The sequence below is a fragment of the Azospirillum sp. Marseille-Q6669 genome (assembly GCF_965111635.1).
On record NZ_CBCOOP010000001.1, the window covers coordinates 229,962 to 255,480 of the forward strand.

19 protein-coding genes are annotated in these 25,519 nt (G+C 69.7%); 3 read left to right on the forward strand and 16 right to left on the reverse strand.

Translation table 11 applies throughout. The features are described 5' to 3' along the window. Nucleotides 1–114 precede the first annotated feature (114 nt). On the forward strand, nt 115–768 hold the full coding sequence (locus ACWPXE_RS00975) for a TerC family protein (protein ID WP_237907494.1): 654 nt from the start codon (nt 115–117) through the stop codon (nt 766–768). A gap of 99 nt (nt 769–867) precedes the next feature. Here ACWPXE_RS00975 and ACWPXE_RS00980 read toward each other — a convergent pair whose 3' ends face one another. Continuing rightward, a complete protein-coding gene (locus ACWPXE_RS00980) occupies nt 868–2,595 on the reverse strand; it encodes an adenylate/guanylate cyclase domain-containing protein (RefSeq protein ID WP_454016304.1) in 1,728 nt (575 codons plus the stop codon). Between the two features lie 158 nt (nt 2,596–2,753). Between ACWPXE_RS00980 and ACWPXE_RS00985 the strand changes: the two genes are divergently transcribed. Continuing rightward, entirely contained in the window at nt 2,754–3,452 is a 699-nt protein-coding gene (locus tag ACWPXE_RS00985) for a Crp/Fnr family transcriptional regulator (RefSeq protein ID WP_454016305.1), read from the forward strand. 10 nt (nt 3,453–3,462) lie between these two features. Here ACWPXE_RS00985 and ACWPXE_RS00990 read toward each other — a convergent pair whose 3' ends face one another. From ACWPXE_RS00990 to ACWPXE_RS01050, 13 genes are all read right to left on the reverse strand, one after another. Then, the gene (locus tag ACWPXE_RS00990; RefSeq protein WP_454016306.1) at nt 3,463–4,041 is read right to left on the reverse strand and encodes a YceI family protein; all 579 of its coding nucleotides are present in this window, start codon (nt 4,039–4,041) and stop codon (nt 3,463–3,465) included. 44 nt (nt 4,042–4,085) lie between these two features. Continuing rightward, on the reverse strand, nt 4,086–4,745 hold the full coding sequence (locus ACWPXE_RS00995) for a hypothetical protein (RefSeq protein WP_454016307.1): 660 nt from the start codon (nt 4,743–4,745) through the stop codon (nt 4,086–4,088). Next, the gene (locus ACWPXE_RS01000) at nt 4,637–4,939 is read right to left on the reverse strand and encodes a hypothetical protein (RefSeq protein WP_454016308.1); all 303 of its coding nucleotides are present in this window, start codon (nt 4,937–4,939) and stop codon (nt 4,637–4,639) included. The genes ACWPXE_RS00995 and ACWPXE_RS01000 overlap by 109 nt, the downstream gene beginning before the upstream one ends. A 176-nt stretch (nt 4,940–5,115) precedes the next feature. Further along, a complete protein-coding gene (locus tag ACWPXE_RS01005) occupies nt 5,116–5,820 on the reverse strand; it encodes a nitroreductase (protein WP_454016309.1) in 705 nt (234 codons plus the stop codon). A 77-nt stretch (nt 5,821–5,897) separates the two neighbouring features. After that, complete coding sequence (locus ACWPXE_RS01010; protein ID WP_051141058.1) at nt 5,898–6,272, reverse strand: response regulator transcription factor; 375 nt, start codon at nt 6,270–6,272, stop codon at nt 5,898–5,900. Nucleotides 6,273–6,430: 158 nt separating this feature from the next. After that, nucleotides 6,431–7,078 (reverse strand): response regulator transcription factor, encoded by a 648-nt coding sequence (locus ACWPXE_RS01015; RefSeq protein WP_454016310.1) that lies wholly within the window; start codon nt 7,076–7,078, stop codon nt 6,431–6,433. 34 nt (nt 7,079–7,112) lie between these two features. Then, on the reverse strand, nt 7,113–8,603 hold the full coding sequence (locus ACWPXE_RS01020) for a PAS domain-containing sensor histidine kinase (RefSeq protein ID WP_454016311.1): 1,491 nt from the start codon (nt 8,601–8,603) through the stop codon (nt 7,113–7,115). A gap of 177 nt (nt 8,604–8,780) precedes the next feature. Next, entirely contained in the window at nt 8,781–10,454 is a 1,674-nt protein-coding gene (locus ACWPXE_RS01025; protein ID WP_454016312.1) for an FAD-dependent oxidoreductase, read from the reverse strand. A gap of 228 nt (nt 10,455–10,682) precedes the next feature. Next, entirely contained in the window at nt 10,683–12,179 is a 1,497-nt protein-coding gene (locus ACWPXE_RS01030) for an efflux transporter outer membrane subunit (protein ID WP_454016313.1), read from the reverse strand. 70 nt (nt 12,180–12,249) lie between these two features. Beyond that, nucleotides 12,250–15,513: an efflux RND transporter permease subunit gene (locus tag ACWPXE_RS01035; RefSeq protein WP_454016314.1), complete on the reverse strand. Its 3,264-nt coding sequence runs from the start codon at nt 15,511–15,513 to the stop codon at nt 12,250–12,252. Then, a complete protein-coding gene (locus ACWPXE_RS01040) occupies nt 15,510–18,611 on the reverse strand; it encodes an MdtB/MuxB family multidrug efflux RND transporter permease subunit (protein WP_454016315.1) in 3,102 nt (1,033 codons plus the stop codon). Before ACWPXE_RS01040 ends, ACWPXE_RS01035 begins: the two co-directional genes overlap by 4 nt. A 15-nt stretch (nt 18,612–18,626) precedes the next feature. Next, complete coding sequence (locus ACWPXE_RS01045; RefSeq protein WP_454016316.1) at nt 18,627–19,979, reverse strand: MdtA/MuxA family multidrug efflux RND transporter periplasmic adaptor subunit; 1,353 nt, start codon at nt 19,977–19,979, stop codon at nt 18,627–18,629. Between the two features lie 289 nt (nt 19,980–20,268). Next, the gene (locus ACWPXE_RS01050; RefSeq protein ID WP_454016317.1) at nt 20,269–21,450 is read right to left on the reverse strand and encodes a pyridoxal phosphate-dependent aminotransferase; all 1,182 of its coding nucleotides are present in this window, start codon (nt 21,448–21,450) and stop codon (nt 20,269–20,271) included. A gap of 266 nt (nt 21,451–21,716) precedes the next feature. On the opposite strand from ACWPXE_RS01050, the gene ACWPXE_RS01055 reads away from it, so the two are divergent. Then, on the forward strand, nt 21,717–23,210 hold the full coding sequence (locus ACWPXE_RS01055; RefSeq protein WP_454016318.1) for an acetyl-CoA hydrolase/transferase family protein: 1,494 nt from the start codon (nt 21,717–21,719) through the stop codon (nt 23,208–23,210). Nucleotides 23,211–23,247: 37 nt separating this feature from the next. Here the strand turns inward: ACWPXE_RS01055 and ACWPXE_RS01060 are convergent, their stop codons facing one another. Then, on the reverse strand, nt 23,248–23,601 hold the full coding sequence (locus ACWPXE_RS01060) for a hypothetical protein (protein WP_454016319.1): 354 nt from the start codon (nt 23,599–23,601) through the stop codon (nt 23,248–23,250). 116 nt (nt 23,602–23,717) lie between these two features. Further along, entirely contained in the window at nt 23,718–25,421 is a 1,704-nt protein-coding gene (locus tag ACWPXE_RS01065) for a methyl-accepting chemotaxis protein (RefSeq protein WP_454016320.1), read from the reverse strand. Nucleotides 25,422–25,519 lie beyond the last annotated feature (98 nt).

Below are 25,519 nucleotides of genomic sequence, written 5' to 3' on the forward strand. Positions count from 1 at the left end.
GCTGGATTCGTGCGACAGAACCCCCAGGGCCGCTGTTTCAGGCGCAAGCCCCAAGAAAAGAGATGACCGCACACCGCTATTGAGCCCAACCGAAGCCTTCGAAGAGATTTTGATATGGAAAGCGTCGATCTCTGGTCGCAGCTCACCGCCCTTGGGCAGGTGGTCGCCATCGACCTCGTTCTCGCCGGCGACAACGCCATCGTGGTCGGCATGGCCGCCGCCGCCGTTCCCATGGAGCAGCGCCGCAAGGTGATCGTCTGGGGCATCGGTGCCGCCATCATGCTGCGCATCTTCTTCGCCCTGATCACCACCCAGCTTCTCGCCATCATCGGGCTGACGCTGGCCGGCGGCGTGCTGCTGCTGTGGGTTTGCTGGAAGATGTTCCGCGAACTGCACTCCGGAGGGGCGGACGAGGTGACGCCCGACGAGGCGCTGGCCGGAACCGGCTCCGGGGACGCCGCGGTCGGTGCGGCGGTGGCCACGACCACCTTCGGCGCTGCGGTCTGGCAGATCGTGGTGGCGGACGTGTCGATGTCGCTCGACAACGTGCTGGCGGTGGCCGGTGCGGCCAAGGATCACCCGACGGTCCTGGTCATCGGCCTTCTGCTCTCCGTCGTCCTGATGGGTGCTGCGGCCAACATGATCGCGCATGTGCTGCACAAGCATCGCTGGATCGGCTGGATCGGCCTCGCCATCATCACCTACGTGGCGCTCGACATGATCTGGCGCGGCGGCAACGAGGTTCTGGCCCAGGCCCATCTGCTCTGATGCATCAGAATGTCCCTCCCCCGCTCAGCGGGGGAGGGCCGGGGTGGGGAAAGCCTGCCTCATGCCGGGGCTTTTCCGGCCTGCGGCCGCCCCCTCATCCTAACCTTCTCCCAAGGGGGGAGAAGGAACGGTGGTACCTCCCTCCAGCAACGCCCGCAAATCCTCCTGGCGCTGGACCATCCGTACCCCCAGCGTGCCGTCGCGGCCCCGGATCGACACGTCCCGGCGCTCCAGATGCTCCAGCCGCCGGAGCCCCGCCAGTTCAGCGGCCGCGTCGGAGAAGATCATGGTGGCGCCCAGCGTCTTGGTCATCTCCTCCAGCCTTGCGGCGACGTTGCCGGTGTCGCCGATGAACTGCAGCGATCCGTCCTCCGAGCAGGCCACCGCCCCGACCACGGCGAGGCCGGAATGCACCCCGGCCCCGAAGGCCAGCGGTTGGTCCAGCTCCTCTGCGAGGTCGCGGCTCAGCACCTCAATGTCGCGCCACAGGTCGGCGGTGGCGCGCAACGCGCTGGCAGCCGCCGCGGTGGGGTCCTCCTCGTTGGCGAACATGCCCATCACCCCGTCGCCGGCGATGGCGATGACGTAGCCGCCGTGCCGCCGGATCGCGTCGGTGACCACTTGGACGTAGCGGGTGACGATGAACAGGGCGTCGAAGGGAAGCCGTTCCGCCGCCAGCGAGGTCGATCCCCGCAGATCCACGAACAGCGCGGTGATCGCCAACTCCCGCCCGCTGTCCATGGGGGCGGTGACGGCGAAGGTGCGGCCGTTGTCCCGCGCCGACAGCAGCGGCGTCACCGACAGCGGCGCCACCGGGCGGAGCTGGCAGGCGAGACGGACGGCGCGCGGCGCCTTCATCCGCTCCAGCACCGCCCGCTCGGTGGCGTTGGGCGGCGGCAGGGCGTCCACCCCCTCGGTTACCCGGATGCGGCAGGTGGAGCAGCGGCCCCGCCCGCCGCACAGCGCGGTGTGCGGGACGCCGTTGGCTCGGCTGGCCTCCAGAACGGAGGTGCCGCGCGGGACGGTTACTGTGCGTCCGCCGGGATAGGCGATGCGCACCGGGCTGGTCGCCCGCGCCCGCCAGTTGCGGTACTGCCGCATCCCCAGCGTGCCGACCAGCAGCAGGACGTAGGTGTTGAACACGCCGCCGCTGATCACCGCCAGCGTGGCGCGGTTCTCCGCCTCCGGCGTGCCGGCGGGGGGCGGGCGGAACTGCTCCAGATAGGCGGGGTCGGCGGCGGCCCGGCGCTCGGCGTCCCAGCCGGCGTTGACGATTCCGGCCAGCGCCAGCAGGGGCAGCAGCATGGCGAAGGCGCCGAGCAGCGCGGCGCGGCGCCGGTACCAGGGCTTCGTCATCAGCCAGCCGCGCACCCCGATGCAGCCGTGTATCCACACGATCACCAGAAGCAGGAGCTGGCGCCACAGCAGGGTTTCCGGCGCGGTGATCCAGTAGAGGACGATCGCCCGCGGGTAGGTCAGCGGGTCGTTGTAGAGGTCGTCCGACAGCATCCCGGCCATGCCGTGGGAAATCAGCAGCAGTGGGATGCACAGGCCGAGCCCCAGCTGCCACGCCTCCCCGGCTGGCATGCGCAGGTGGCGGCGCCGGTACAGCGCCCACAGCCCCAGCCCGGCGTGGGTGACGAAGGAGCCGGCGAGCAGCGCCTGTCCCGGCAGCGTGTCCCAGGCCCACAGCAGGGTGCGCCGCGCCACCTCCATTCCCGGAAGCAGCAGCAGCCCGGCGGCGTGGGCCAGGAAATGGGTGATGACGAAGGTGAACAGCGTCAGGCCGGTGAACAGGCGCAGCGGGCGTTCGATCCGGCGTTTCATGAACGGGTCCCGGTCATGAACGGCTCCGGGCGGCGATGGGACGTTCGTTCATGTTGGTCGGCGGTCTCGGGCTGTGGGTCTCGGCTTCTGCGTGGCGTCCTTCGGCATCCTATGAGATCATCCCGCGCCATGCCACAGCCCGACACCCATTCCCTTTCATGAGGCGCCGGACCGAAACGCTGGCCGGGGCGGCGCTGTTCCGCTCCCTGTCCCCCGACGAGTTGCGGACGCTGGAGGACCGTTGCGTCTGGCGCCGGGTGGAGGCCGGGCAATGGATCATCGATTTCGAGGATGAGGGGACCGACGTCTTCGTCGTCGCCGCCGGTCTGGTCCGGGTGACGATCCGCGCGATCTCCGGGCGGACGGTGATTCTGCGCGACATCCCCTCGGGGGAATTCTTCGGCGAGCTGGCGGCCATCGACGGGAAGGCCCGCTCCGCCGGCATCGTCGCCGTGACCAACGCCACGGTCGCCTGCATGCCCGCCCCGCTGTTCCGCGACTGCATCCACCGCCACCCCGACGTCTGCGACCAGGTGATGGTCCTGCTGGCCGGGGAGATCCGGAAGCTCGCCACGCGGGTAAACGAGTTCAACACGCTGGACGTGCGCCACCGCATCTACGCCGAGCTGCTGCGGCTGGCCCGGCCGGACGGGCGGGGGGAGCACAGCGCCACCATCTCCCCGCCGCCGCCCCACGCCGACCTCGCCGCCCGTGTCAGCACCCGGCGCGAGGCGGTTTCGCGGGAGCTGAGCGCGCTGGAGCGCGACGGGCTGCTGGAGAAGCGGCGGGGCGCTCTGGTCCTGCTCGACACCCGCCGCCTGCGGGAGCGGGTCCGGCAGGCGGCGGAGGAGGATTGAAGGCGGGTCTTTACGCCTTCACGGCCTCGGACTCGATGATGATCTGGATGTCGTCGCCGATGTTCGGCACGCCGTACTTCATGCCGAAGTCGGAGCGCTTGATCGTGCCGCGGGCGGAGAAGCCGACCGTGTCCAGCTTGCTGGCCGGGCTGACACCGTCCTTGTTGAAGGTCACGTCGAGGACCACCGGCTTGGTGACGCCCAGCAGGGTCAGGTCGCCGTGCAGCTTGCCGGTCTTCTCGCCGGTCTTCTCGATCTTCGTGCTCTTGAAGGTCAGCTTCGGGAACTCCTTCACGTTGAAGAAGTCCGGCGACTTCAGGTGCTCGTCGCGCTTGGCGTGGTTGGTGTCGATGCTGGCGGTGTCGATGGTCACCGACAGGCTGCTCTTGTCCGCGGCGTCCTTGTCGAAGGACAGCTCGCCGGCCACCGTGTTGAAGCTGCCCACGGCCTTTGAGAAGCCCAGATGGTCGACGATGAAGACCACGGCGGTGTGGGCCGGGTCCAGCTTGTAGGCGACCGGGGCGGCCTGGACGGTCATCGGCAGGGCGACGAGGGCGGACAGGGCGGCGGCGGCGAGAAGACGCTTCATGATTCGGAGTCCTTTGTCGGATTGAACGGGATGAATGGGGTGGGTCAGTAGCCGGACACGTCGGAACCGGCGGAGAGAAGGAAGGCGACGCCCACGGCGGCGACGGCCGGCACCAGGGCGAGGACGGTCAGCGCCACGGTGCCCATGGCCCGTCCCGCGGCGGTGCGCGGCAGGGGCAGGCGGTCGCGCAGCCGGTCGGCGAAGAAAGCCGGCAGGACGAGCAGCAGGGCTTCGGCGTGGGCGGAGGAGAAGAAGGTAAGGGTGGCGGCCAGCAGCACCAGGATGCCCAGCGCGGCCTGACCGGCGTTGCCCCAGGCGTGGCGCTCCACCGGCCAGTTCCACAGCAGCAGGCCGCCGGTGGCCGCGGCCAGCGCGAAGGCGAGCTGGGCGACGGAGGCCGAGGCGCCGACCAGCGCCACCCCGCCCACCGCTACCGCAGCGGCCAGCAGGGCGACGCCGGGCGTGGACACCCCGTCGCCCTCGCCGGCGGTGCGCGACAGGGCGATCCAGCCGCCGGCCAACAGCAGGACCGCGGCGGTGATGGTGTCCAGGCCGCCCGGCAGCACCGGCAGGGCGATCCACAGCAACGCCGCCGTCACCCAGGCGCCGAGCAGCCATGTGCCGCGGCGGCGGTCGAGCCCGGCGAGGTCGGCGCCGACGCCGATGACCAGACCGGCCACCGCGCTCCAGAACAGGCGGCCCATGCTGGAGGGCGGGGGCAGGGCGGCAGGCCGACGATCAGCGCGTAGGCCGCCAGGAAGGCGGCGGCAACACCCGCCGCCGCCAACCGGGGACCCCGCGTGCGCCCGCCGGCGAGACGGACCACACCGACGGCGGCGACGCCGACCACCAGCGGAAACAGGGCGGTCTGCACCACAAGATCATCGAGCAGAGCCATCGTCGGAACACTCCAAGCCGCAGGAAACAGGACGCGGGGCGGAGCCTGCCGGGATGGAACGGTCAGGCCAGCGCTTCGCGGCGCGGCTGGAGAGTGCCGTCACGGCCCGCCGACGCCTGTGCGAAAACGCACATTGCGAACAGGGGCCTACAACAGGAGCCAACAAGGCGGGGATATCAGAAGCCGTGAAAACGGGTGAAGTCGGCGACCGGGGCGCGCTCGGTCTCCAGACGGTTTTCCGGCGCGTCCGGGTCGGCGTGGCCCAGCGCCATGCCGCTCAGCAGGATGTCGGTGTCCGGGATGTCGAGATGGCGACGGACGATGCGGTGGTGGGTGATGAAGGCGGCCTGCGGGCAGGTGTCCAGCCCGAAGCCCCGCGCCGCCACCATCACATTCTCCATGAACATGCCGACGTCGAGCCAGCTTCCCTGCTCCATCCGCCGGTCCATCGTGAAGAACAGCCCGACCGGGGCGCCGAAGAAGTCGTAGTTGCGGGCGTGCTGCCGCTCCATCGCTTCCCGGTCGCCCTTGGCGATGCCGAGCAGGCCGTAGAGGTCCCAGCCGATCTTCCGGCGCCGAGCCAGATAGGGTTCGAACCACTGGGTCGGGTAATAGGTGTATTCCGCTCCGGCCTGGTCGTCCGCCGGGTCGAAATGGGCGGCGCGCAACTCCGCCGACAGCGCCTCGCGCGCTGCACCGGCCACCGCATGGACTTTCCAGGGCTGGATGTTCGACCCGCTGGGGGCCCGGCTGGCGGCGTCGAGGATCTCCGTCACCACGGCGCGCGGCACCGGCTTGGCGGTAAAGGCGCGGACGCTGCGGCGGCTGCGCACGGCCTCCAGGGCAGACAGGGGGCGGGAAAAGGGTTCTTCGGACGCCATGGGCGCGCTCCGCTGCGGACGGTGTCTCACGAACCCTGTCCGGGGAACGGCGGCCCTCTCAGGACCGAGAAGGACGGTCAGGCTGGCAGCAGGCGCTGCACCGCGTCAAGGAGCTGGTCCTCTTCGAACGGCTTTTCCAGGAAGGCGGTCACGCCGGCTTCCCGCGCGCGGGCGAACGTCGCCGGATCGCCGCGCCCCGACACCATGATGACGGGCAGGCCGTGCAGGTTCGCGCCGAAACGCTCGATGAACTCCAGCCCGCTCATCACCGGCAGATGCAGGTCGAGAACGAGGCAGCCCGACGGCTTGCCGTTGTACTGATCCATGAAACTCTGGCACGACGCATAGTCGCGCACTTCGAAGGCACAGGCTTCGAGCAGCGCCTTCATCGAGTCCCGCACCGGCTCGTCGTCGTCGACGATGTAGACGATGCTATCGCCCGGTTCGGCCAAGACTGCCTCCAGCATCGGAAATCACGCGGAATGACGCCCGTCGTGGGGCGTTACAGGGAAGATAGAAGCCGACCGGCGGTGCCGGAATACGGAGTTCCCCTTATCGGGCGCGGTTTTGATGTGGATCAGTCGCCGCCGGCGGCGCCCGGCGGCCCGAATTACTTCCCTTTGGGGGTGATCCCGGCGGCCAGGGCCATGCGGACCAGCGAGGGCAAGCTGTCGGCGCGCATCTTCTCCATCACGCGGGCGCGGTGGATCTCGACCGTGCGCGGGCTGATGGACAGCTCGAAGGCGATGACCTTGTTCGACTTGCCTTCGACCAGCCATTGCAGCACGTCGCGTTCCCGCGGCGTCAGGCTGGACAGCCGCTCCAGCACCTCCGGAGACGCGGCGGGGGCGGCTGGGGACGGGGCGGGCGCTTGGGCGGCCTGCGGCGCAGGCGTTGGAACGGCGCGGGCCAGGGCGGTCTTCACGCTGCCGATCAGGGCCTGCTCGTCGAAAGGCTTCTCCACGAAATCGACGGCGCCGGCCTTCATCGCCCGCACCGCCAGGGGAACGTCGGCGTGGCCGGTCATCACAATCACCGGCAGGCCGCGCCCCTCCTGCACCAAGCGCTCCTGCACGTCGAGCCCGCTCATCTGCGGCATCCGCACATCGACCAGCAGGCAGCCGGGACGCGACGGCGCGTCCGATTCCAGAAAGGCGAGGGGGGATGCGAAGCCCTCGACCCGGAATCCCTCGCATTCCAGCAGGATCACGACGGAATCGCGCACCGCTTCGTCGTCGTCCAGGACGAAGACCGTCATGTCCGACGGGGATAATTCGGGCGGCAATGGGGACTCAGGGCACATCATCCTCTCCGGCAACCGGCACGGTGAAGGCAAAGGTGGCCCCTCGGTCCCCCGGTTCCAACCACAGGCGGCCGCCATGGGCCTCGATGATCGACCGGCAGATCGACAGGCCGAGTCCCATCCCCTTCTCCTTGGTGGTGACGAAGGGCTGGAAAAGCTGGGCCAGCACGGTCTCGTTCAGACCGGGGCCGGTGTCGCGGACGGTGACGCGCATCAGCGCCGCCGATTCCGGATCGGGGCCGGTGGTGACCGTCAGTTCCCGAATCTCCGACTCGGCCATGGCCTCGATGGCGTTGCGGACGAGGTTGAGGACGACCTGTTGGATCTGGATCTTGTCGATCAGCACGGGGCGCTCGTCGCCGCTCATCTCCAGCCGGACATGGACGCCGCGTTCCTTGGCGCCGACCAGGGCGAGGGCGCTGGCCTCCTCCACCACCTTGCCGATGCTCTCCACCGTGTGCTCGGTCTGGCCCTTCTCGATGAAGTTGCGCAGGCGGCGGATGATCTGGCCGGCGCGGGCCGCCTGGGCGGTGGCCTTGTCCATCGTCTCCCGCGCCTTGTCCGTCCCATCCGGACGGTCGAGCAGGCGCTTCACCGCCTTGGCGTAGTTGATGACGGCGGTCAGCGGCTGGTTCAGCTCGTGGGCCAGGGTGGAGGCCATCTGGCCCATGGCGCTGACCCGGCTGACGTGCAGAAGCTCCGCCTGAAGCTCCTGAAGGCGCTTTTCGGTGGCCTGCCGCTCGGTCAGGTCGCGGATGAAGCCGGTGAAGCAGCGATGCCCGGCCAGCTGCACCTCACCCACCGCCAGCTCCATGGGGAAGACCGAGCCGTCGCGGCGCAGGCCGGAGACGACCCGTCCGATCCCGATGATCCGGCGCTCCCCGGTGGTCAGATAATGGTCCATGTAGCGGTCGTGCTGCTCCCGGTAGGGGGAGGGCATCAGCAGGCTGACGTTCTGCCCCGTCACCTCGGCGGCGCTGTAGCCGAACAGCCGCTCCGCCGCCGGGCTGAAGGACTCGATCAGTCCCCGCTCGCTGATGACGATGATCGCCTCGGGCACGGTCTCCAGGATGGAGGTGAGGCGGGCCTCGCGCTCCCGCAGGGCGGTTTCGGCCCGCTTGCGCTCGCTGATGTCGCGGATGATGCCGATGTAGACCCCGCCGCCACCCGCCTCCCGGCAGGCCTCGCCGACCGACAGTTCCATCGGGAAGGTGGTGCCGTCGCGGCGCAGGCCGGTGACCTCCCGCCCGATGCCGATGATCCGGCGTTCCCCGGTCCGGTGGTAGCGCTCCAGATAGCCGTCATGCTCCTCCCGGTAGGGCGGCGGCATCAGCATCTTGACGTTGTGGCCGATGACCTCGGCGGCGGTCCAGCCGAACAGCCGTTCGCAGGCCGGGTTGAAGGTCTGGATGCGCCCTTCGGCATCGATGATGACGACCCCGTCCGGCACCGTGTCCAGCATGGCCTGAAAACGCAGCATGAGGTCCGGATTTCCCGTCCCGATATCGTCCGCCATCCCCGTCCCCAACGTCCCTTGTCCCTTGGACCCTTCTTGCTCCAAGAGTAGTTGAGTTGATTTCTCGGTCAACCGGGATTGGGGCCGGGATTGGAGGTTGCGGGCGGGAAGATCGCTCCCCGCCCGTGCCGGACCGGCGAATCACGCCGCCTGCTGGCCCTCCAGAGTGACCGCGCGGTCGTGCTGAAGCTGGGCCGACACTTCCTCGGCGAGGCGGAAGGCCAGCGCCACGAGGTTGATGGTCGGGTGGTCGCACCCCATGCTGGGAAAGACCGAGCTGCCGCCGATGTACAGGTTGTGCATCCCGTGCACCTTGCAGCGCGCGTCGACCACACCCTGCTTCGGGTCATCGTGCATGCGGGTGGTGCCCATATGGTGCCAGCACCAGGAGATGCGCTCCGCCCAGGCGCGCTCGGCGGCCTCCTGCGGGTCGGTCTCGGTCACCGTGATTAGGCCGTTGCGGGTCAGCTCCGTCCGCACCAGCGCGTTGGTGCGCAGGAAGTTGTCGCGGTCCTGCTCAGTCAGGCGCCACACCGTGTCGGCCCGGTTGAGGCCAAGCGCGTCGCGCTCCGTCGCCAGGGTTACGCGGCTGTCGGGGTTGGGTACCGGCTCGACGATGGTTTCCAGCAGGAAGCTGCGCGTCACCCAGGCCGGGTTGACCACATTGTCGAACAGCGCGTAGGCGAGGTTCGGCAGATTCAGCGCGATCTGCGGCACCGCCTCGCGCAGCAGGGCGCGCAGGTCGCCCTCGGCGTGGCCGAACTTGCGGCGGTCGGACATCAGCATGCGCAGGTCGTGCAGCGCCCGCACCCCGGCGGTTGCCTCGCCGTGATACTGCGCCACCAGATAGCTGCGCGAGTTCATCAGCCCCAGCCGGCGCTGAGTCTCCACCGTCGGCGACAGGGAGGCGGAGACGGGAAGGTGCTTGGCGTTCAGCCGGCGGCGCGACAGCGTCAGCGTCATGTCGTAGAGGCGGCGGTGCCGCGCCTGATCGGTCAGCCGGACCGAGCCGGCCTTGATGCGCGGGTGGTCGGTGAAGTAGCGGCCGACCAGATCGTGGCCGTTGCCCAGACCGGCGCTCTGCACACGGTTGGACAGCAGCAGCAGGCGGGCGTTCTCGATGCCGCCGCAGCATAGGACGAACTGCCGCGCGGTGACGGTGAAGCGGGCGCCGCTAAGGGCGGCGCAACGCACCCGCTCGACCACTGTGGCGGTGTCGTTGGTCTCGAATTCGGTGACGTTGGCGTTCAGGTAGCAGGCGATGTTCGTGGCCTGGACGATCTCGTCGACGGAGGTCACGCCGACGCGCGGCTGGTCGCTGATCTGGGCGATCCGGTTCTCCAGCGCGCCGCCCTCGACCGGCAGGAACTCGATCCCGTCCGGCGCCAGGGTCTTCTCCCAATGGCCGTTGTCGTAGATGCGAGACGGCAGATTCAGGTGGCTGTGGGCGCGGGCGTAGTAGGGGGCCAGCATCTCCGGCCCGAAGGGCCAGCCGCTGTTCGGCACCCAGGGCCGCGCCTCCATGTCGATCGGCTCGAAGGGCCGGCAGAAACCGCCCCAGCAGTTGGTGCTGCCGCCGAAATAGCGGCTGCGCGCGGTGGACAGGCGCTCATAGGGCAGGCCGAGATTCTCGCCGGCGTAGAGCGACTGGGTGTGGCCGTCGGGGTCGAGCCCGCCGCTCTCCAGAAGGACGATCTTCCAGCGCGAACCGGCCAGCGCACGGGCTATGGCGAGCCCGGCGGCGCCGGCGCCGACGATGCAGAGGTCCGCGTCAAGGTTGGTGCCCGAGGACACCGAGCGAGCATCGAGGATCATGCTGCGCCTGCTTTTCTTTGGGGTTGAACGCACGGGACTCAGATAAATCTCAAGTTCCCCATGCCGTTACTGAAATTGCGGGCTAGCCCGTCCAGCGGATTGACCCCGGCACCGCCCCCGCAGCCAGCAACTGCGCGGGTTTTATCCATTTTTTCAAAGGACTGACCGCCCCATCCCCGCACCACTTTCGATGCGGAGTCCGAAGGGGTAGCCCGGCCTTCCCCCGGATTAAAAACTTGGCGGAGTGCCCCCCAACGCCTGGAGAAGCGAGACGGCGGCCAGCAGGCGGCTCTGCCGCACCGACAGGGCGCTTTCCTCGTCCGACAGGGCGGCGGTCTGGGCGGTCAGGACGCTGCTGTAGGGCAGGGTACCGGCCCGGTACTGGTTCAGGGTCAGCCGCTCCGCCTCGCGCGCCAGCCGCACGGCGTCGTCCTGCACGGCGGCCTGCTGCGCCAGGATGCGCTGGGCGGCGAGCTGGTCCTCCACCTCCTGGAAGGCGGTCAGCACGGTCTGGCGATACTGCGCCACGGTCTGGTCGAAGACGGCGCGGCGCAGCTCCACCTCGGCCGTCCGCGTGCCGCCGTCGAACAGGGTCTGGGCGACCTGCGCCCCGACCGCCCAGATCGCCGTCGGCGCCTGGAGAAGCTTGGGCAGGATCGTCGCGCTGTTGGTGAGGGAGCCGGACAGCACCACGTCCGGGTACCAGGCCGACTCCGCGATGCCGATCTGGGCGTTGGCCTGGGCCATCTGCCGTTCCGCCGCCGCGATGTCCGGCCGGCGCTCCAGCAGGGCTGAGGGCACGCCGGGCGGGATCGCCGGGACCGCGGCGGTCAGTGGTGCCGGGGCCAACGCGAAGGCGGCGGGCGCCTGGCCGACCAGAACCGCCATGGCGTGCTCGAACTGGGCGCGCTGTACCCCCAGCGCCACGAGCTGCGACTCGGTGGAGCGGACCTGGGTCTCGGCGGTGAAGACGTCGGCCAGGGTCGCCGTGCCCACGGCGTGGCGGTTGCGGGCGATCTCCAGCGACTGGCGGTAGGCGGCGATGGCCCGCTCCAGCAGCGCCTTGCGCTCGTCCGCCACACGGAACTGGACGTAGGCGGTGGCGAGCTGCGCCTGCGCCGACAGGCGGGCGGCGGCGAGGTCGGCGGCGCTGGCCTGGAGGTTGGCGTCGTTGCTCTCCACCGAACGGCGGATGCGGCCCCAGAGGTCCGGCGCCCAACTCGCCCCCAGACCGGCGTCGTAGGTGGTCACCGGGGTTCTGCTCCGGCTGGCCGCCGTGCCGGTGCCGGTGCCGGCGGTGCTGCGGTCGCCCGATCCGACGCGTCCCGCCCGGTCGGCCCCGCCGTTGACCGACAGGATGGGGAAGAATCCGGAGCGGGCCTGATCCGACAGCGCTTTCGCCTGCCGGTAGGCGGCTTCCGTCGCCTTCAGGCTCTGGTTGTCGACCTCCACCCGGCGCATCAGCCCGTCCAGCACCGGATCGTTGAAGACGGTCCACCAGGGTCCGGCCTCAGCCTGTCCGGGGGCGGCGGGGCGCCAGCCGTCGTCGCGCGGGACGGGAAGAGCTGCGAAGGCCACGGGGGTGATGCCGCCCTCCTTGTAGGCCGGCGGCACGGCGGCGGACGGCCGCTCGTAATCCGGTCCCACCGCGCAGGCCGACAGCAGCGTGAGGGCGCCGAGCGCCGAGCCCAGGAGACGGGCGCGCCGCCCGATGATCGTCGTCATGTCAGGTCCATCCGAAGGACAAATCCCCTCTCCCCAGAGGGGAGAGGGCTACGATGGGCGAAATCGGTCATCATGCCGCGACACCCGCCTCGGGGCGCCGCCAGCGCCGACGGCACCACAGCCGGAAGCGGTCGAGGTACAGGTAGGTGACCGGGGTGGTGTAGAGGGTTAGCATCTGGCTGACCACCAGACCGCCGACGATGGCGATGCCCAGCGGCTGGCGCAGTTCAGCCCCGTCGCCGGAACCCAGCGCCAGCGGCAGGGCGCCCAGCAACGCGGCGACCGTGGTCATCATGATCGGGCGGAAGCGCAGCAGGCAGGCGCGGTGGATCGCGGTGCGCGGGTCCAGCCCTTCGCTCCGCTCCGCCTCCAGGGCCACGTCGATCATCATGATCGCGTTCTTCTTGACGATGCCGATCAGCAGGATCACGCCGATCAGCGCGATGATGCTCAGCTCCTTGTCCAGCGCCATCAGCGCGAGCAGCGCTCCCACCCCGGCGGAGGGCAGGGTGGACAGGATGGTCAGCGGGTGGATGTAGCTCTCGTAGAGCACGCCCAGCACGATGTAGACGGCCAGCAGCGCCGCCAGGATCAGCACCGGCTGGTCGCCGATCGACTGCTGGAACACCCGCGCGGTGCCCTGGAAGCTGCCCTGGATGGTGGTCGGCACGCCGATCCGATCCATGGTGTGGCGGATGACGGCCAGCCCCTCGCCCAGCGAAACGCCGGGGGCGAGGTTGAAGGAGAGGGTGGTGGCGACGAACGGCCCCTGGTGGTTCACCGACAGCGGCGTGTTCTCCAGCGCGACGCGGGCAATCGCCGAGAGCGGCACCATCGTCTCCACTCCCGTGCTGAGCGCCGACCCGGTGGAGGCGGCGCTGCGGCCGGTGGTGGCGATCTGGTTGATGCGCTGGTTGCGCGCGGCCTCGGTGTCGGCGGTGGCGGCGCCGGCAATGGCGCTGGTCGCCTGCGTCCCGCTGACCGCGCCGCCGGATTTGCTGATGAGGATGTCCTTCATCATCTCCGGGTCCTCGCGGTACTGGGGGGCGACCTCCATGATCACGCGGTACTGGTTCAGCGGGTTGTAGATGGTCGAGGCGGAGCGCTGGCCGAAGGCGTCGTAGAGCGTGTTGTTGATCTGGTTGAAGGACAGGCCCAGCCGCGCCGCGGCGTCGCGGTCCACCGTCACCTCCAGCGCCAGCCCGCGCTGCTGCTGGTCGGAGTTCACCTCCGTCAGCTCCGGCACCTGCTGGAGCGCCTGGGTCAGGCGGGGCGCCCAGGTCTGCAGCTCGTCCAGCGTGTCGCCCTGCAGCGTGAACTGGTAGTTGGCGTTTGACTGCCGCGCCCCCGCCCGCAAATCCTGCATGACCGACAGGTACAGGTTGGCGCCGGGGACTTGGGTGAGCTGGGTGCGCAGCCGGGCGATCACCGCGTCGGCGGTGACGTCGCGCTGCGCCAGCGGCTTCAGCGACACGGCCATGAAGCCACTGTTGGTCCGGCTGCCGCCGGTGTAGCCCACCACCGTGTCCACCGCCGGGTCGGCCTGCACCAGCGCCACGAAACGCTCCATCTTCTCCTTCATCAGCGTGAAGGAGGTGCTCTGGTCCGCCACGACGAAGCCGATCAGCCGGCCGGTGTCCTGCTGCGGGAAGAAGCCCTTGGGAATGATCGTGAAGAGATGGACGCTGAGCGCCACGGTCGCCGCGAAGACCACCATGGTCAGCAGGCTGTTGTCGAGCGCCGCCGTCAGCGTCCGGTCGTAGAGGCGCAGCGTGCCCCCGCCGATCCATGCCCCGACCCGGCGCAGGGCGACCATGGTGCGGCCCGGCTCCCTGGCCTTGCGCGGCTCGCGCAGAAGGATGGCGCACATCATCGGCGTGGTGGTCAGGCTGATGACCATCGAAACCAGGATGGCGATGGACAGGGTCAGGGCGAATTCGCGGAACAGCCGCCCGACGATGCCGCCCATCAGCAGGATCGGGATGAAGACGGCGACCAGCGACACGCTCATCGACAGGACGGTGAAGCCGACCTCCCGCGCGCCGCGCAACGCGGCCTGGGTGCGGGACATGCCGTTCTCGATGTGGCGGGCGATGTTCTCCAGCACGACGATGGCGTCGTCGACGACGAAGCCGGTGGCGATGGTCAGCGCCATCAGCGACAGGTTGTTCAGGCTGTAGCCGAGCAGATACATGGCGCCGAAGGTGGCGACCAGCGACACCGGCACGACCACGCTGGGGATCAGGGCGGCCCGCGCGTTGCGCAGGAACAGGAACACCACCATCACCACCAGCCCTACGGCGATGATGAGCGTGTGCTCCACCTCGGCCAGCGAGGCGCGGATGGTCGTGGTGCGGTCGCTGGAGACCGACAGGTCGATGTCGGCGGGGATGGAGGCGCGAAGCTCCGGCAGCATGGCCTTCACCCGGTCCACCGTCTCGATGATGTTGGCCGCCGGCTGGCGGTTCAGCATCAGCAGGACCGACGGCTTGCCGTTGGTGATGCCGGCGTTGCGCAGATCCTCCACGCTGTCCGACACCTCGGCCACGTCCGACAGGCGGACCGCCGCGCCGTTGCGGTAGGCGATGACCAGCGACCGGTATTCCTCCGCCTTGCGGGCTTGGTCGTTGGTGTAGATCTGGAAGCGCAGCTCCCCGTCCTCGACGGCGCCCTTGGGGGCGTTGGCGTTGGCCGAGGCGATGGCGGCGCGCACGTCCTCCAGCCCGATGCCGTACTGGAACAGGGCGCGGGGGTTCAGCTCCACCCGCACGGCGGGGAGCGAGCTGCCGCCGATGCTGACCTGCCCGATGCCCTCGACCTGCGACAGCTTCTGCTGGAGCACGGTCGCCGCGGAATCGTAGAGCTGCCCTTGGCTGAGCGTCGCCGAGGTCATGGTCAGGATCATGATCGGCGCGTCGGCGGGGTTGACCTTGCGGTAGGTCGGGTTGCTGCGCAGGCTGGACGGCAGGTCGGCACGGGCGGCGTTGATGGCCGCCTGGACCTCCCGCCCCGCCCCGTCGATGTCGCGGTTCAGCCCGAACTGCAACGTGATGCGCGTCGAGCCGGCGGAGCTGGAGGAGGTCATCTCCGTGACGTCGGCGATCTGCGCCAGATGCCGCTCCAGCGGCGTGGCGACGCTGGCCGCCATCGTCTCCGGGCTGGCGCCGGGCATCGAGGCGGTGACCGAGATGGTCGGGAAATCCACCTGCGGCAGCGGCGACACCGGCAGCCCGACGAAGCCCAGCGCTCCGGCGAGCGCCAGCCCGAGCGTCAGCAGGGTCGTCGCCACCGGCCGCCGGATGAAGGGCGCCGACAGGTTGGCGGCCCAGCTCATCGCGCGGCCCCTTCCGCCTGCCCGTCGGGACGCCCGCGCAGCTTTGCTGCCAGCCGGTCGAAGGCCAGATAGATCACCGGCGTGGTGTAGAGGGTGAGAAGCTGGCTGAGGATCAGACCGCCGACGATCGACACGCCCATCGGCTGGCGCAGCTCCGACCCCGTACCGGAGCCGAGCATCAGCGGCAGGGCGCCGAGCAGCGCCGCCATGGTCGTCATCAGGATCGGGCGGAAGCGCAGCAGGCAGGCCTGATAGATCGCCTCGCGCGGCGGCTTGCCCTCCTCCCGCTCGGCGTCGAGCGCGAAGTCGATCATCATGATCGCGTTCTTCTTCACGATGCCGATCAGCAGGATGATGCCGATGATGGCGATGATGTCCAGGTCGTGCCCGGCCAGCATCAGCGCGATCAGCGCCCCGACGCCCGCCGAGGGCAGGGTGGACAGGATCGTGATCGGGTGGATGTAGCTCTCGTAGAGGACGCCCAGCACGATGTACATCGTGACGATGGCGGCCAGGATCAGCAGCAGCTGGTTGCCGAGCGACGCCTGGAAGGCCAGGGCCGCGCCCTGGAAGCGGGTCAGCACGCTGGCCGGCAGGCCAAGCTCCTGCTCCGCCGCCTCGATGGCCTTGACCGCGGCGCCCAGCGACACCCCCGGCGCCAGGTTGAAGGAGACGGTGACCGCCGGGAACTGCCCGAAATGGTTGATCTGGAGCGGCGCGTTGCGCACCTCCATCCGCGCGAAGGCGGCCAGCGGCACCTGCCCGCCGCCCGCCGAGGGCAGATGGATGGAGGTGAGAAGCTGGTCCACCGTCATGCGGTCGGGGTCGGCCTCCAGGATCACCCGGAACTGGTTGGCCTGGGTGAAGATGGTGGAGACGATGCGCTGGCCGAAGGAGTCGTACAGCGCGTTGTCGATGGCCGCGGTGGTGACGCCGTAGCGCGCGGCGGTGTCGCGGTCGATGGTGATGGCAGCCGACAGCCCCTTCTCCTGAAGGTTGCTGGTGACATCGGTGATCTCCGGAACCGCGGCCAGCCGGTCGATCAGCCTGGGCGCCCAGACGCGCAGCTCCTCGGGATTCGCGTCCTCAAGGACGAACTGGTACTGGGTGCGGCTGACCGTGGCGTCGATGGTCAGGTCCTGCACCGGCTGCATGAACAGCTCGATTCCCGGAACGGCGGCGGTGTTGTGGCGGATGCGGCGGATGATGTCGGCGACATGGTCCGTCCGCTGCTCCTTCGGCTTCAGGTTGATGAGGAGGCGGCCGCTGTTCATGGTGGTGTTGGCGCCGTCCACCCCGATGAAGGAGGACAGGCTGACCACGTCCGGGTCCTTCAGCACCTCCACCGCCAGCGCCCGCTGCCGCTCCGCCATGGCGGCGTAGGAGACGGACTGGGTGGCCTCCGTCACGCCCTGGATCAGGCCGGTGTCCTGCGCCGGGAAGAAGCCCTTGGGGATGGCGGTGTAGAGCACGACCGTCAGCGCCAGCGTGCCCACGGCGACCAGCAGCGTCGCCCCCTGGCGGTCCAGCACCCAGCGCAGCGTGCGGGCGTAGCCGGCGATCACCGCGTCGAACCACGCCTCGCTGCGCCGCGCGATGGCGGACATCTCGCGCGGCTCGCGGTGGCGCAGCAGCTTGGCGCAGAGCATCGGCACCAGAGTCAGCGAGACGACGGCGGAGATCAGGATGGTGACGGCCAGCGTGATGGCGAACTCGCGGAACAGCCGGCCCACCACGTCGCCCATGAACAGCAGCGGGATCAGCACCGCGATCAGCGAGACGGTCAACGACACGATGGTGAAGCCGATCTGCTTCGACCCCTTCAGCGCGGCCTGGAGCGGGGACTCGCCGCGCTCCACATGGCGGGCGATGTTCTCGATCATCACGATGGCGTCGTCGACGACGAAGCCGGTCGCGACGGTCAGCGCCATCAGCGACAGGTTGTTCAGGCTGAAGCCCGCCAGATACATCACCGCGAAGGTGCCGACCAGCGACAGCGGCACCGACAGGCTGGGGATGATCGTCGCCGGGATGTTGCGCAGGAACAGGAAGATCACCAGGACGACCAGCCCCATGGCCACCATCATCTCCATCTGCACGTCCTCGACGGAGGCGCGGATGGTCACGGTGCGGTCGGTCAGCACGGCGACGTCGACCGAGCCGGGCAGGGCGGCGGTCAGGTTGGGCAGCATCTCCTTCACCCGGTCCACCACCTCGATCACGTTGGCGCCGGGCTGGCGCTGGATGTTCAGGAGGATGGCCGGCGTGTCGTTCATCCAGGCGCCCAGCCGGGTGTTCTCGGCGCTGTCCAGCACCTCGGCCACGTCGGACAGGCGCACCGGGGCGCCGCTGCGATAGGCGACGACGAGGTCCTTGTACTCGTCGGCCCGGCGGAGCTGGTCGTTGGCGTTGATGGTGTAGTTGCGGGTCGGCCCGTCGATGGTGCCCTTGGGTGAGTTGACGTTGGCCGTGTTGATGGTGCTGCGCAGGTCGTCGATGTTCAGGCCGTAGGCGGCCAGCGCCTGGACGTTGGCGCGGATGCGCACCGCCGGCCGGTGCCCGCCGCTGAGGCTGACCAGACCGACACCGGGAAGCTGCGACAGCTTCTGCGCGAAGCGGCTGTCCGCGAGGTCCTGCACCTGGGTCAGCGGCAGCGTCTTGGAGGTCAGGGCCAGCGTCAGGATCGGCGCGTCCGCTGGGTTGACCTTGGCGTAGATCGGCGGGGCGGGCAGGTCGGAGGGCAGCAGGTTCCCGGCGGCGTTGATGGCCGCCTGCACCTCCTGCTCCGCGATGTCGATGCTGAGTTCCAGCCCGAACTGGAGCGTGATGACCGACGCCCCGGCGGCGCTGACCGAGGACATCTGCACCAGCCCCGGCATCTGGCCGAGCTGGCGTTCCAGCGGGGCGGTGACCGACGAGGTCATCACCTCCGGGCTGGCGCCGGGGAAGAAGGTCTGGACCTGGATCGTCGGGTATTCCACCGCCGGCAGCGCCGACAGCGGCAGGAAGCGGTAGGACACCGCCCCGACCAGCAGGATCGCCAGCATCAGCAGCGAGGTGGCGACCGGGCGGACGACGAAGGGGTGGGAGATGTTCATGGCGGCAGGCGCGCGTTACGACGCGTTGCGCTGGGGACGGCGCTGCGGGCGCGGCCCTTCGCTGGACGGGGTGGGGGGCGCTGGCTGGGCCGTGCCGTCGGTCGCCGCCACCTTGGCGCCCTCGCGCAGCCGGTCGGCGCCCTGGATCACCACCGTCTCGCCGGGCTGCACGCCCTGGGTGATGACGGTCTTCGCCCCGTCGCTGGCACCCAGCGTCACCGGACGGACCGAGGCCGTGCTGTCCTCGCCGTTCACCACATAGACGTAGGTGCCGGGCGCCCCGCGCTGCACCGCCGCCACCGGGACCATCGGCACACCGGCCAGCGTGTCCACCAGAAGCTGAACGTTGACGAACTGGTTGGGGAACAGCGACTGGTCGGCGTTGTCGAACTGGGCGCGCAGCTTGACCGTGCCGGTGGTCACGTCGATCTGGTTGTCCACCGTCGTCAGCGTGCCGGTTGCCAGCACGCGGTCGCGCGTCCGGTCGTAGGCGGTGACCGGCAGCTTCGCCCCGTCGCGCAGCCGCGCCATGATCGCCGGGATGTTGTCCTCCGGCAGGGTGAACAGGACGGAGATCGGCTGCACCTGGGTGATGACGACGATGCCGCCGGCCTCGCCCGCGGTGACGTAGTTGCCGGGATCGACCAGCCGCAGGCCGGCGCGGCCGGAGACGGGGGCGGTGATGCGGGTGTAGGACAGGTTGAGCTTGGCGTTCTCCACCGCCACCTGATCGGCCTTCACCGTGCCTTCATACTGCTGGACCAGCGATTCCTGGGTGTCGCGCTGCTGCTTGGCGATGGAGTCCTGCTTGACCAGCAGGCGGTAGCGCTCCAGGTCCAGCCGGGCGTTCTTCAACAGCGCCTGATCGCGCAGAAGCTGGGCCTCGGCCTGCTCGACGGCGAGTTGGAAGGGCCGCGGGTCGACCTCCGCCAGGAAGTCGCCCTTCTGCACGGCCTGCCCCTCGGTGAAGGCGACCTGGGTGAGCTGGCCGCCGACCTGCGGGCGCACCGTGACGGTGGCGAGCGACGAGACGGTGCCCAGCCCATTCAGCCGGATCGGCATGTCGCCCTTCTCCACCGTGGCGGTCACTACCGGCGAGGCGGTCGGCATGCCGGGCCGGAACCCGCCGGGGCCGCCGCGCGCCGCCATTTCCGGCGCCGGGCGGAAGGCGAACCACCACACCCCGCCGCCGATCAGCGCCAGCACCACCAGCCACGCCAGCACCCGGCCCAGGATCGAGCGGCGCCGTGGCGCGTCGATCCGCTGGGCGTCGGGAGCCGACTGGTCCCGGCGGGCCTCCGGTACTGCCGTGGTGTGGCTATCCGGCCCGGGCGCGGGCGGCGGCTTGAGAGGCGTGTCCAAATCCATCGGGTCCTTCATCGCCTGCGGGCGTCGTCCGGAAAGTCGCGTCGGGAGGGCGGCCGGCGACCCAGCCCCGATCCCGGCGGGACGCTATCACGGCGTCGCGCGCAGAATATGTCCAGAAGGGATTAGATTTGTAACGCTCGGTAACAGCGTCGAGGGGCGTCAGGAATCCCCTCTCCCCTCCGGGGAGAGGGCTAGGGTGAGGGGGTTGCGCGTGGCGCCACGTTCGGCACAAGCGCAACCCCCTCACCGGCCCTACGGGCCACCCTCTCCCCAGGGGGAGAGGGTTACGTTACTCAGCCGCCAGACCCAACCCCGTCACGAAGGCGGCGATGCGGCGGCAGGCCTCCGCAAGCTCCGCCTCGCCGACCGCGAAGGACAGGCGGACGCAGCCCGCCGCCGCCGGGCCGAAGGCTCCGGCGTCCAGCACCGACACGCCGGTCTCGCGGAACAGCCGCCACGCGAACTCCATGGTCGGCAGGCCGGTGCCGCGCACGTCCACCAGCATGAACATCCCGGCCTCCGGCTTCAGGCAGCGCAGGCCGGGAACGGAGCCGAGCGCTTCCAGCGCGATGTCGCGGCGGCGGCGGTAGCCCTCGCGCATCGCCGCCACCGCCTCGTCGCCCTGCTCGACGGCGACCAGCGCCGCCTGCTGCACGAAGCCCGGCAGGCCGTAGAGCATGCACAGCGCCAGCGTGCCCATATGGGCGACCAGCGGCGCCGGGGCGACCACCCAGCCGGCGCGCCAGCCGGTCATGGCGTGCGACTTGGACAGGCTGTTGATGGTCACCGTGCGCTCCGCCATGCCGGGCAGGGTGGCGATGCCGATGTGCGGCCGGTCGAAGGTCAGGCTGGCGTAGACCTCGTCGGCGACCACCCACAGATCGTGGCGGCGGGCGAGGTCGGCCACGGCCTCCAACTCCTCCATGGACATCACGATGCCGGTGGGGTTGGCGGGGGTCGCCAGGAAGATGGCACGGGTGCGCGGGGTGACCGCGGCGGCCAGCGCCGCCGGGTCCAGCCGGAGCGTGGCGGCGTCCGGGGCCACCGGGACCAGCGTGGCGCCCGACGCGCGGACGCAGGCCTCGTATGTCAGGTACATCGGCTCCGGCACCAGAACCTCGTCCCCCGCCTCTACGAGGCAGAGCGTGGCGTTGAACAGGCCGTTCTGCGCCCCGGCGCAGACGATGACGTTCTCCGGCTCGACGGCCATGCTGGTGCGGCGGGCGACGTCGCGGGCCAGCGCGGCGCGCAGCTCCGGACGACCGGGAATAGGAGTGTAGTGGGTGTCGCCGGCGTGAAGGGCGGCGATGGCGGCGTCGCGCACCGGGGCGGGCGTGTCGAAATCCGGGTCGCCGACGCTCAGCACGATCACGTCCTCGCCGCGTCCCTTGGCGGTCCAGGCGGCGAAATGGATGTCCCAGGCCGCGACGCGGTCGCCGCGGATGCGGTCGGTGAGGGAAGAGAAACGCATCGGCGGAGGCTCCCTGGCAGGCTTTTCTGTTGGCCGGACAAGGGTCACGGCGGACGACCCATCCATATGCCCCAGGACGGTGCCGGGGCACAACCGGGCGTTTGAGGAGCGACGGCGCAATGCGGCCATTCATGCCCATTAGGACACCCTGATATGACCGACCGGCAATTGCAGCGCTGCGAAAGCGGGGCCTATGACGGACCTCAACGATAAAAGGCGAATGAATCGTCCGCCAACAAACGCCCGAGAACGTGCAAAGGATAACCATGTACCGCGACCGTATTCGCCTGAAGTCCCTGTGGGGGAAGGTGGTGACGCCGGAAGAGGCCGCCCTGCTGATCCGTGACGGCATGACCATCGGCATGAGCGGCTTCACCCGCGCCGGGGACGCCAAGGCGGTGCCGCTGGCGCTGGCCGAACGCGCCGCGACGGAACGGCTGAAGATCACGCTGATGACCGGCGCCTCGCTCGGCAACGACGTGGACCGCATCCTGACGGAAGCCGGGGTGCTGGCCCGCCGCCTGCCGTTCCAGGCCGACCCGGTGCTGCGCAAGGCGATCAACCGCGGCGAGGTGATGTTCGTCGACCAGCACCTGTCGGAGACGGTGGAGCTTCTGCGCTCCCGTCAGATGGGGCCGGTGGACGTGGCGGTGATCGAGGCCTGCGCGATCACCGAGACGGGCGGGATCGTCCCGACCACCTCGATCGGCAACTCGGCGACCTTCGCCATCCTGGCGGAGAAGGTCATCGTCGAGCTGAACCTGACCCAGCCGCTCGATCTGGAGGGGATGCACGACGTCTACATCCCGACGCGCCGCCCCTTCCGCGAGCCGATCCCGGTGGTGACGGCGGAGAGCCGCGCCGGCCTGCCCTGCATCCCCATCGACCCGTCGAAGATCGCGGCCATCGTGGTGACCCGCAAGCAGGACAGCAGCGCCACCATCCTGCCGCCGGACGGCGAGACCAGGGACATCGCCGGGCACCTGATCGAATTTCTCGACCGCGAGGTGCGGCAGGGCCGGTTGGGCCGTTCGCTGAACCCGCTCCAGGCCGGGATCGGGACCATCGCCAACGCCGTGCTGCACGGCATGATCGACAGCCCGTTCCACGACCTGACCATGTACAGCGAGGTCCTGCAGGACAGCACCTTCGATCTGTTCGACGCCGGCAAGCTGACCTTCGCCTCGGGCTCCTCGATCACGCTGAGCGCCGGGAAATACGCGGAGGTCCTGCCGCGGATCGGCACCTACAAGGGCCGGCTGCTGCTGCGCCCGCAGGAAATCTCCAACCACCCGGAGGTCATCCGCCGGCTGGGCGTGATCGGCATCAACACGGCGCTGGAGTGCGACATCTACGGCAACGTGAATTCGACCCACGTCAACGGCACGCAGATGATGAACGGCATAGGCGGCTCCGGCGACTTCGCGCGCAACGCCCATCTCGCCATCTTCGTCACCAAGTCGCTGGCGAAGGACGGCCGCATCTCCAGCGTCGTGCCGATGGTCACCCACACCGACCACAACGAGCATGACGTGGATGTCCTGGTGACCGAAACCGGTCTGGCCGACCTGCGCGGCCTCGCCCCGCGCGAGCGGGCGGAGACGATCATCCGCAACTGCGTCCATCCCAGCTACCGCGAGCTGGCGCTGGACTATCACCGCCGGGCGCTGCAGCGCGGCGGCCATACGCCGCATCTGCTGGAGGAGGCCTTCTCCTGGCACCTGCGCTACCAGCAGACGGGCAGCATGCAGCCGGCCTGAGTGCCTTGACGGGGGCCTTAACGGGGACGTGGGCGGATCAGGGGCAGACGGCCTCGACGATCCGGCAGACGTCCCCGGCGGTCCGCGGGGTGAAGCGGGCGAGCAGCCCGCCGCGCAGCTCGGGCACGATCAGCGACACCGGCTGCTCGGCGGGTACCGTCAGGTCGTGGTCGAGGTCGCAGACGCTGACGTAGTCCAGCCCGGCCAGGGCGACCAGGAGCGACTGCCGCCCCCGCTCGTCGACGGCGTGGGCGATGGCCCGCCCGTTGGCGGCGGCATAAGCGGCGGCATGGTCCCGGGTGTAGCGGGACACCGGCAGAACCCGCAGCGACGGGTGGCTGCGCAGGACCGTGGCGATGAGGGCGTTGAGGCCGCTGGACAGGCTCGGCATGGTTTCCAAAGGCTTCCGACTGTGGAGCGCCATGCTACCACGAATTCGGCCGTTGGGGGCGTGACCCCCGCGTGATGTGAAAATGGTCACGCGGGGGTCACGCTCGTGCAAAGGTGTCAGCCGGCGCGGACCCGCGCGATGAAGCCGTGGATCTCGTCGCGCAGCAGGTCGGAGTCGCGGGACAGGCTGTTCGCGGCGTTCAGCACCTCCGCGGCGGCCTCGCGCACGTCGGTGGCCGACTGGCTGACCCCGCCGATGTTGCCCGAGACCAGCCGGGTGCCCTGGGCTGCCTGCTGGATGTTGCGGCCGATCTCGTGCGTGGCGGCGGTCTGCTCCTCCACGGCGGCGGCGATGGCCCCGGCGATGGCGTCCACGTCGGCGATGGTCCGGGCGATGTTGCGGATGGCCGTCACGGTGCCTTCGGTGATCGCCTGGATCTCGGTGATCTGGCTGGCGATCTCCTCGGTCGCCTGGGAGGTTTGGGTGGCCAGCGCCTTGACCTCGCCCGCCACGACGGCGAAGCCCTTGCCGGCCTCGCCGGCGCGCGCCGCCTCGATGGTCGCGTTCAGCGCCAGCAGGTTGGTCTGCGACGCGATGTTCTGGATCAGGTTGACGACGTCGCCGATCTTCTGGGCGGCGCTGGCCAGCCGTTCCACCAGCGCGTTGGTCCGTTCCCCTTCGGCCACGGCATCGCGGGCGACCGTCGCCGCACCGTTCACCTGACGGCCGATCTCCCCGATGGAGCTTCCCAGCTGCTCCGACGCCGCGGCGACCGTCGCGACGTTGGCCGACGCCTGCTCCGTCGCGGCGGCGACCGAGGAGGCCTGTTCCGTCGTCGTCTCGGCGGCGCCGGTCATCGTCTGCGCGTTGCTCTGAAGCTGGCGAGCGGCCTGCGAGACGGCCTGGACCACGCCCTGGACGTTGGCGTCGAACTGGTCGGCCAGGGCCAGCATGGCGGCGCGGCGGTCGGCCTCCATCTGGCGCTTCTGCGCGTCGCTCTCCTCCTGGAGGCGGCGCATGTCGAGCCCGTTGCTCTTGAAGACCTGGAGCGCGCGGGCGAGCAGGCCGACCTCGTCCGTGCGCTCGGTGCCCTGGATGGCGACGGTCAGGTCGCCGGCGGCGATGGAGGTCATCTCCGACGTCAGGCGGTGCAGTGGACGCACGACGAAGAACAGCAGGATGGACCCCAGCAGGCCGAAGGCGAACAGCACGCCCGCGCCCGCGACCGTGTAGAGCCGCGTCATGACCTGCTGGGACAGGGCGGTGGCCCGCCGCTCGGCCTCCCGAGTCTCGGCCATGCTCTGCTCCACCCGCTCGCCCAGCGCCGCGGTCAGCTTCTGCCGGACCGGCCGGCCGACGTCGATGGACACGCGGATGGCGCCGTCGGTGTCGAAGCCGCGGGCCAGCTGCACGGTGGTCTGGGCAACGCGCTCGTACTCACCGACGATCGACTTGATGGCCTGGATGCTCTCGCGCTCCGCCGGATCGTCATAGGCCGCGGCCAGCGTGTCGATGGCGGACAGGGCCTTGGCAATGTTGGCCGTGAGCTGCGCGTTGGCGGCGTCGATGGCTTCGCGGGACGAGGCGACGATGGCGTTCGCCTCGGTGTCCATAGCGTCACCCAGCGCCGATTGGACGGCGATGGTCGCGCCGAGCCGATCGGCGACCAGCTCCGTGATGCGGGCGGTGGAGCTTGTCAGATCGGAGATCGCGCTCCGGGCGGTCCAGACGAGGCTGGCGATGACGATCAGCAGGACGAGAACCGGAACGAGGATCTTGTGCAATAACTTGCGGTTCGAAAACCAGCGGTGCAGCGGCATGTCCAGGGCTTTCCAATAAATCGGGCTTCGTCGGCGGGGCGGTGGGGGGGCGCCGGGAGCCGTGTCCAAAAAAATCCCCCGCAGGCCAGCCGGCATGC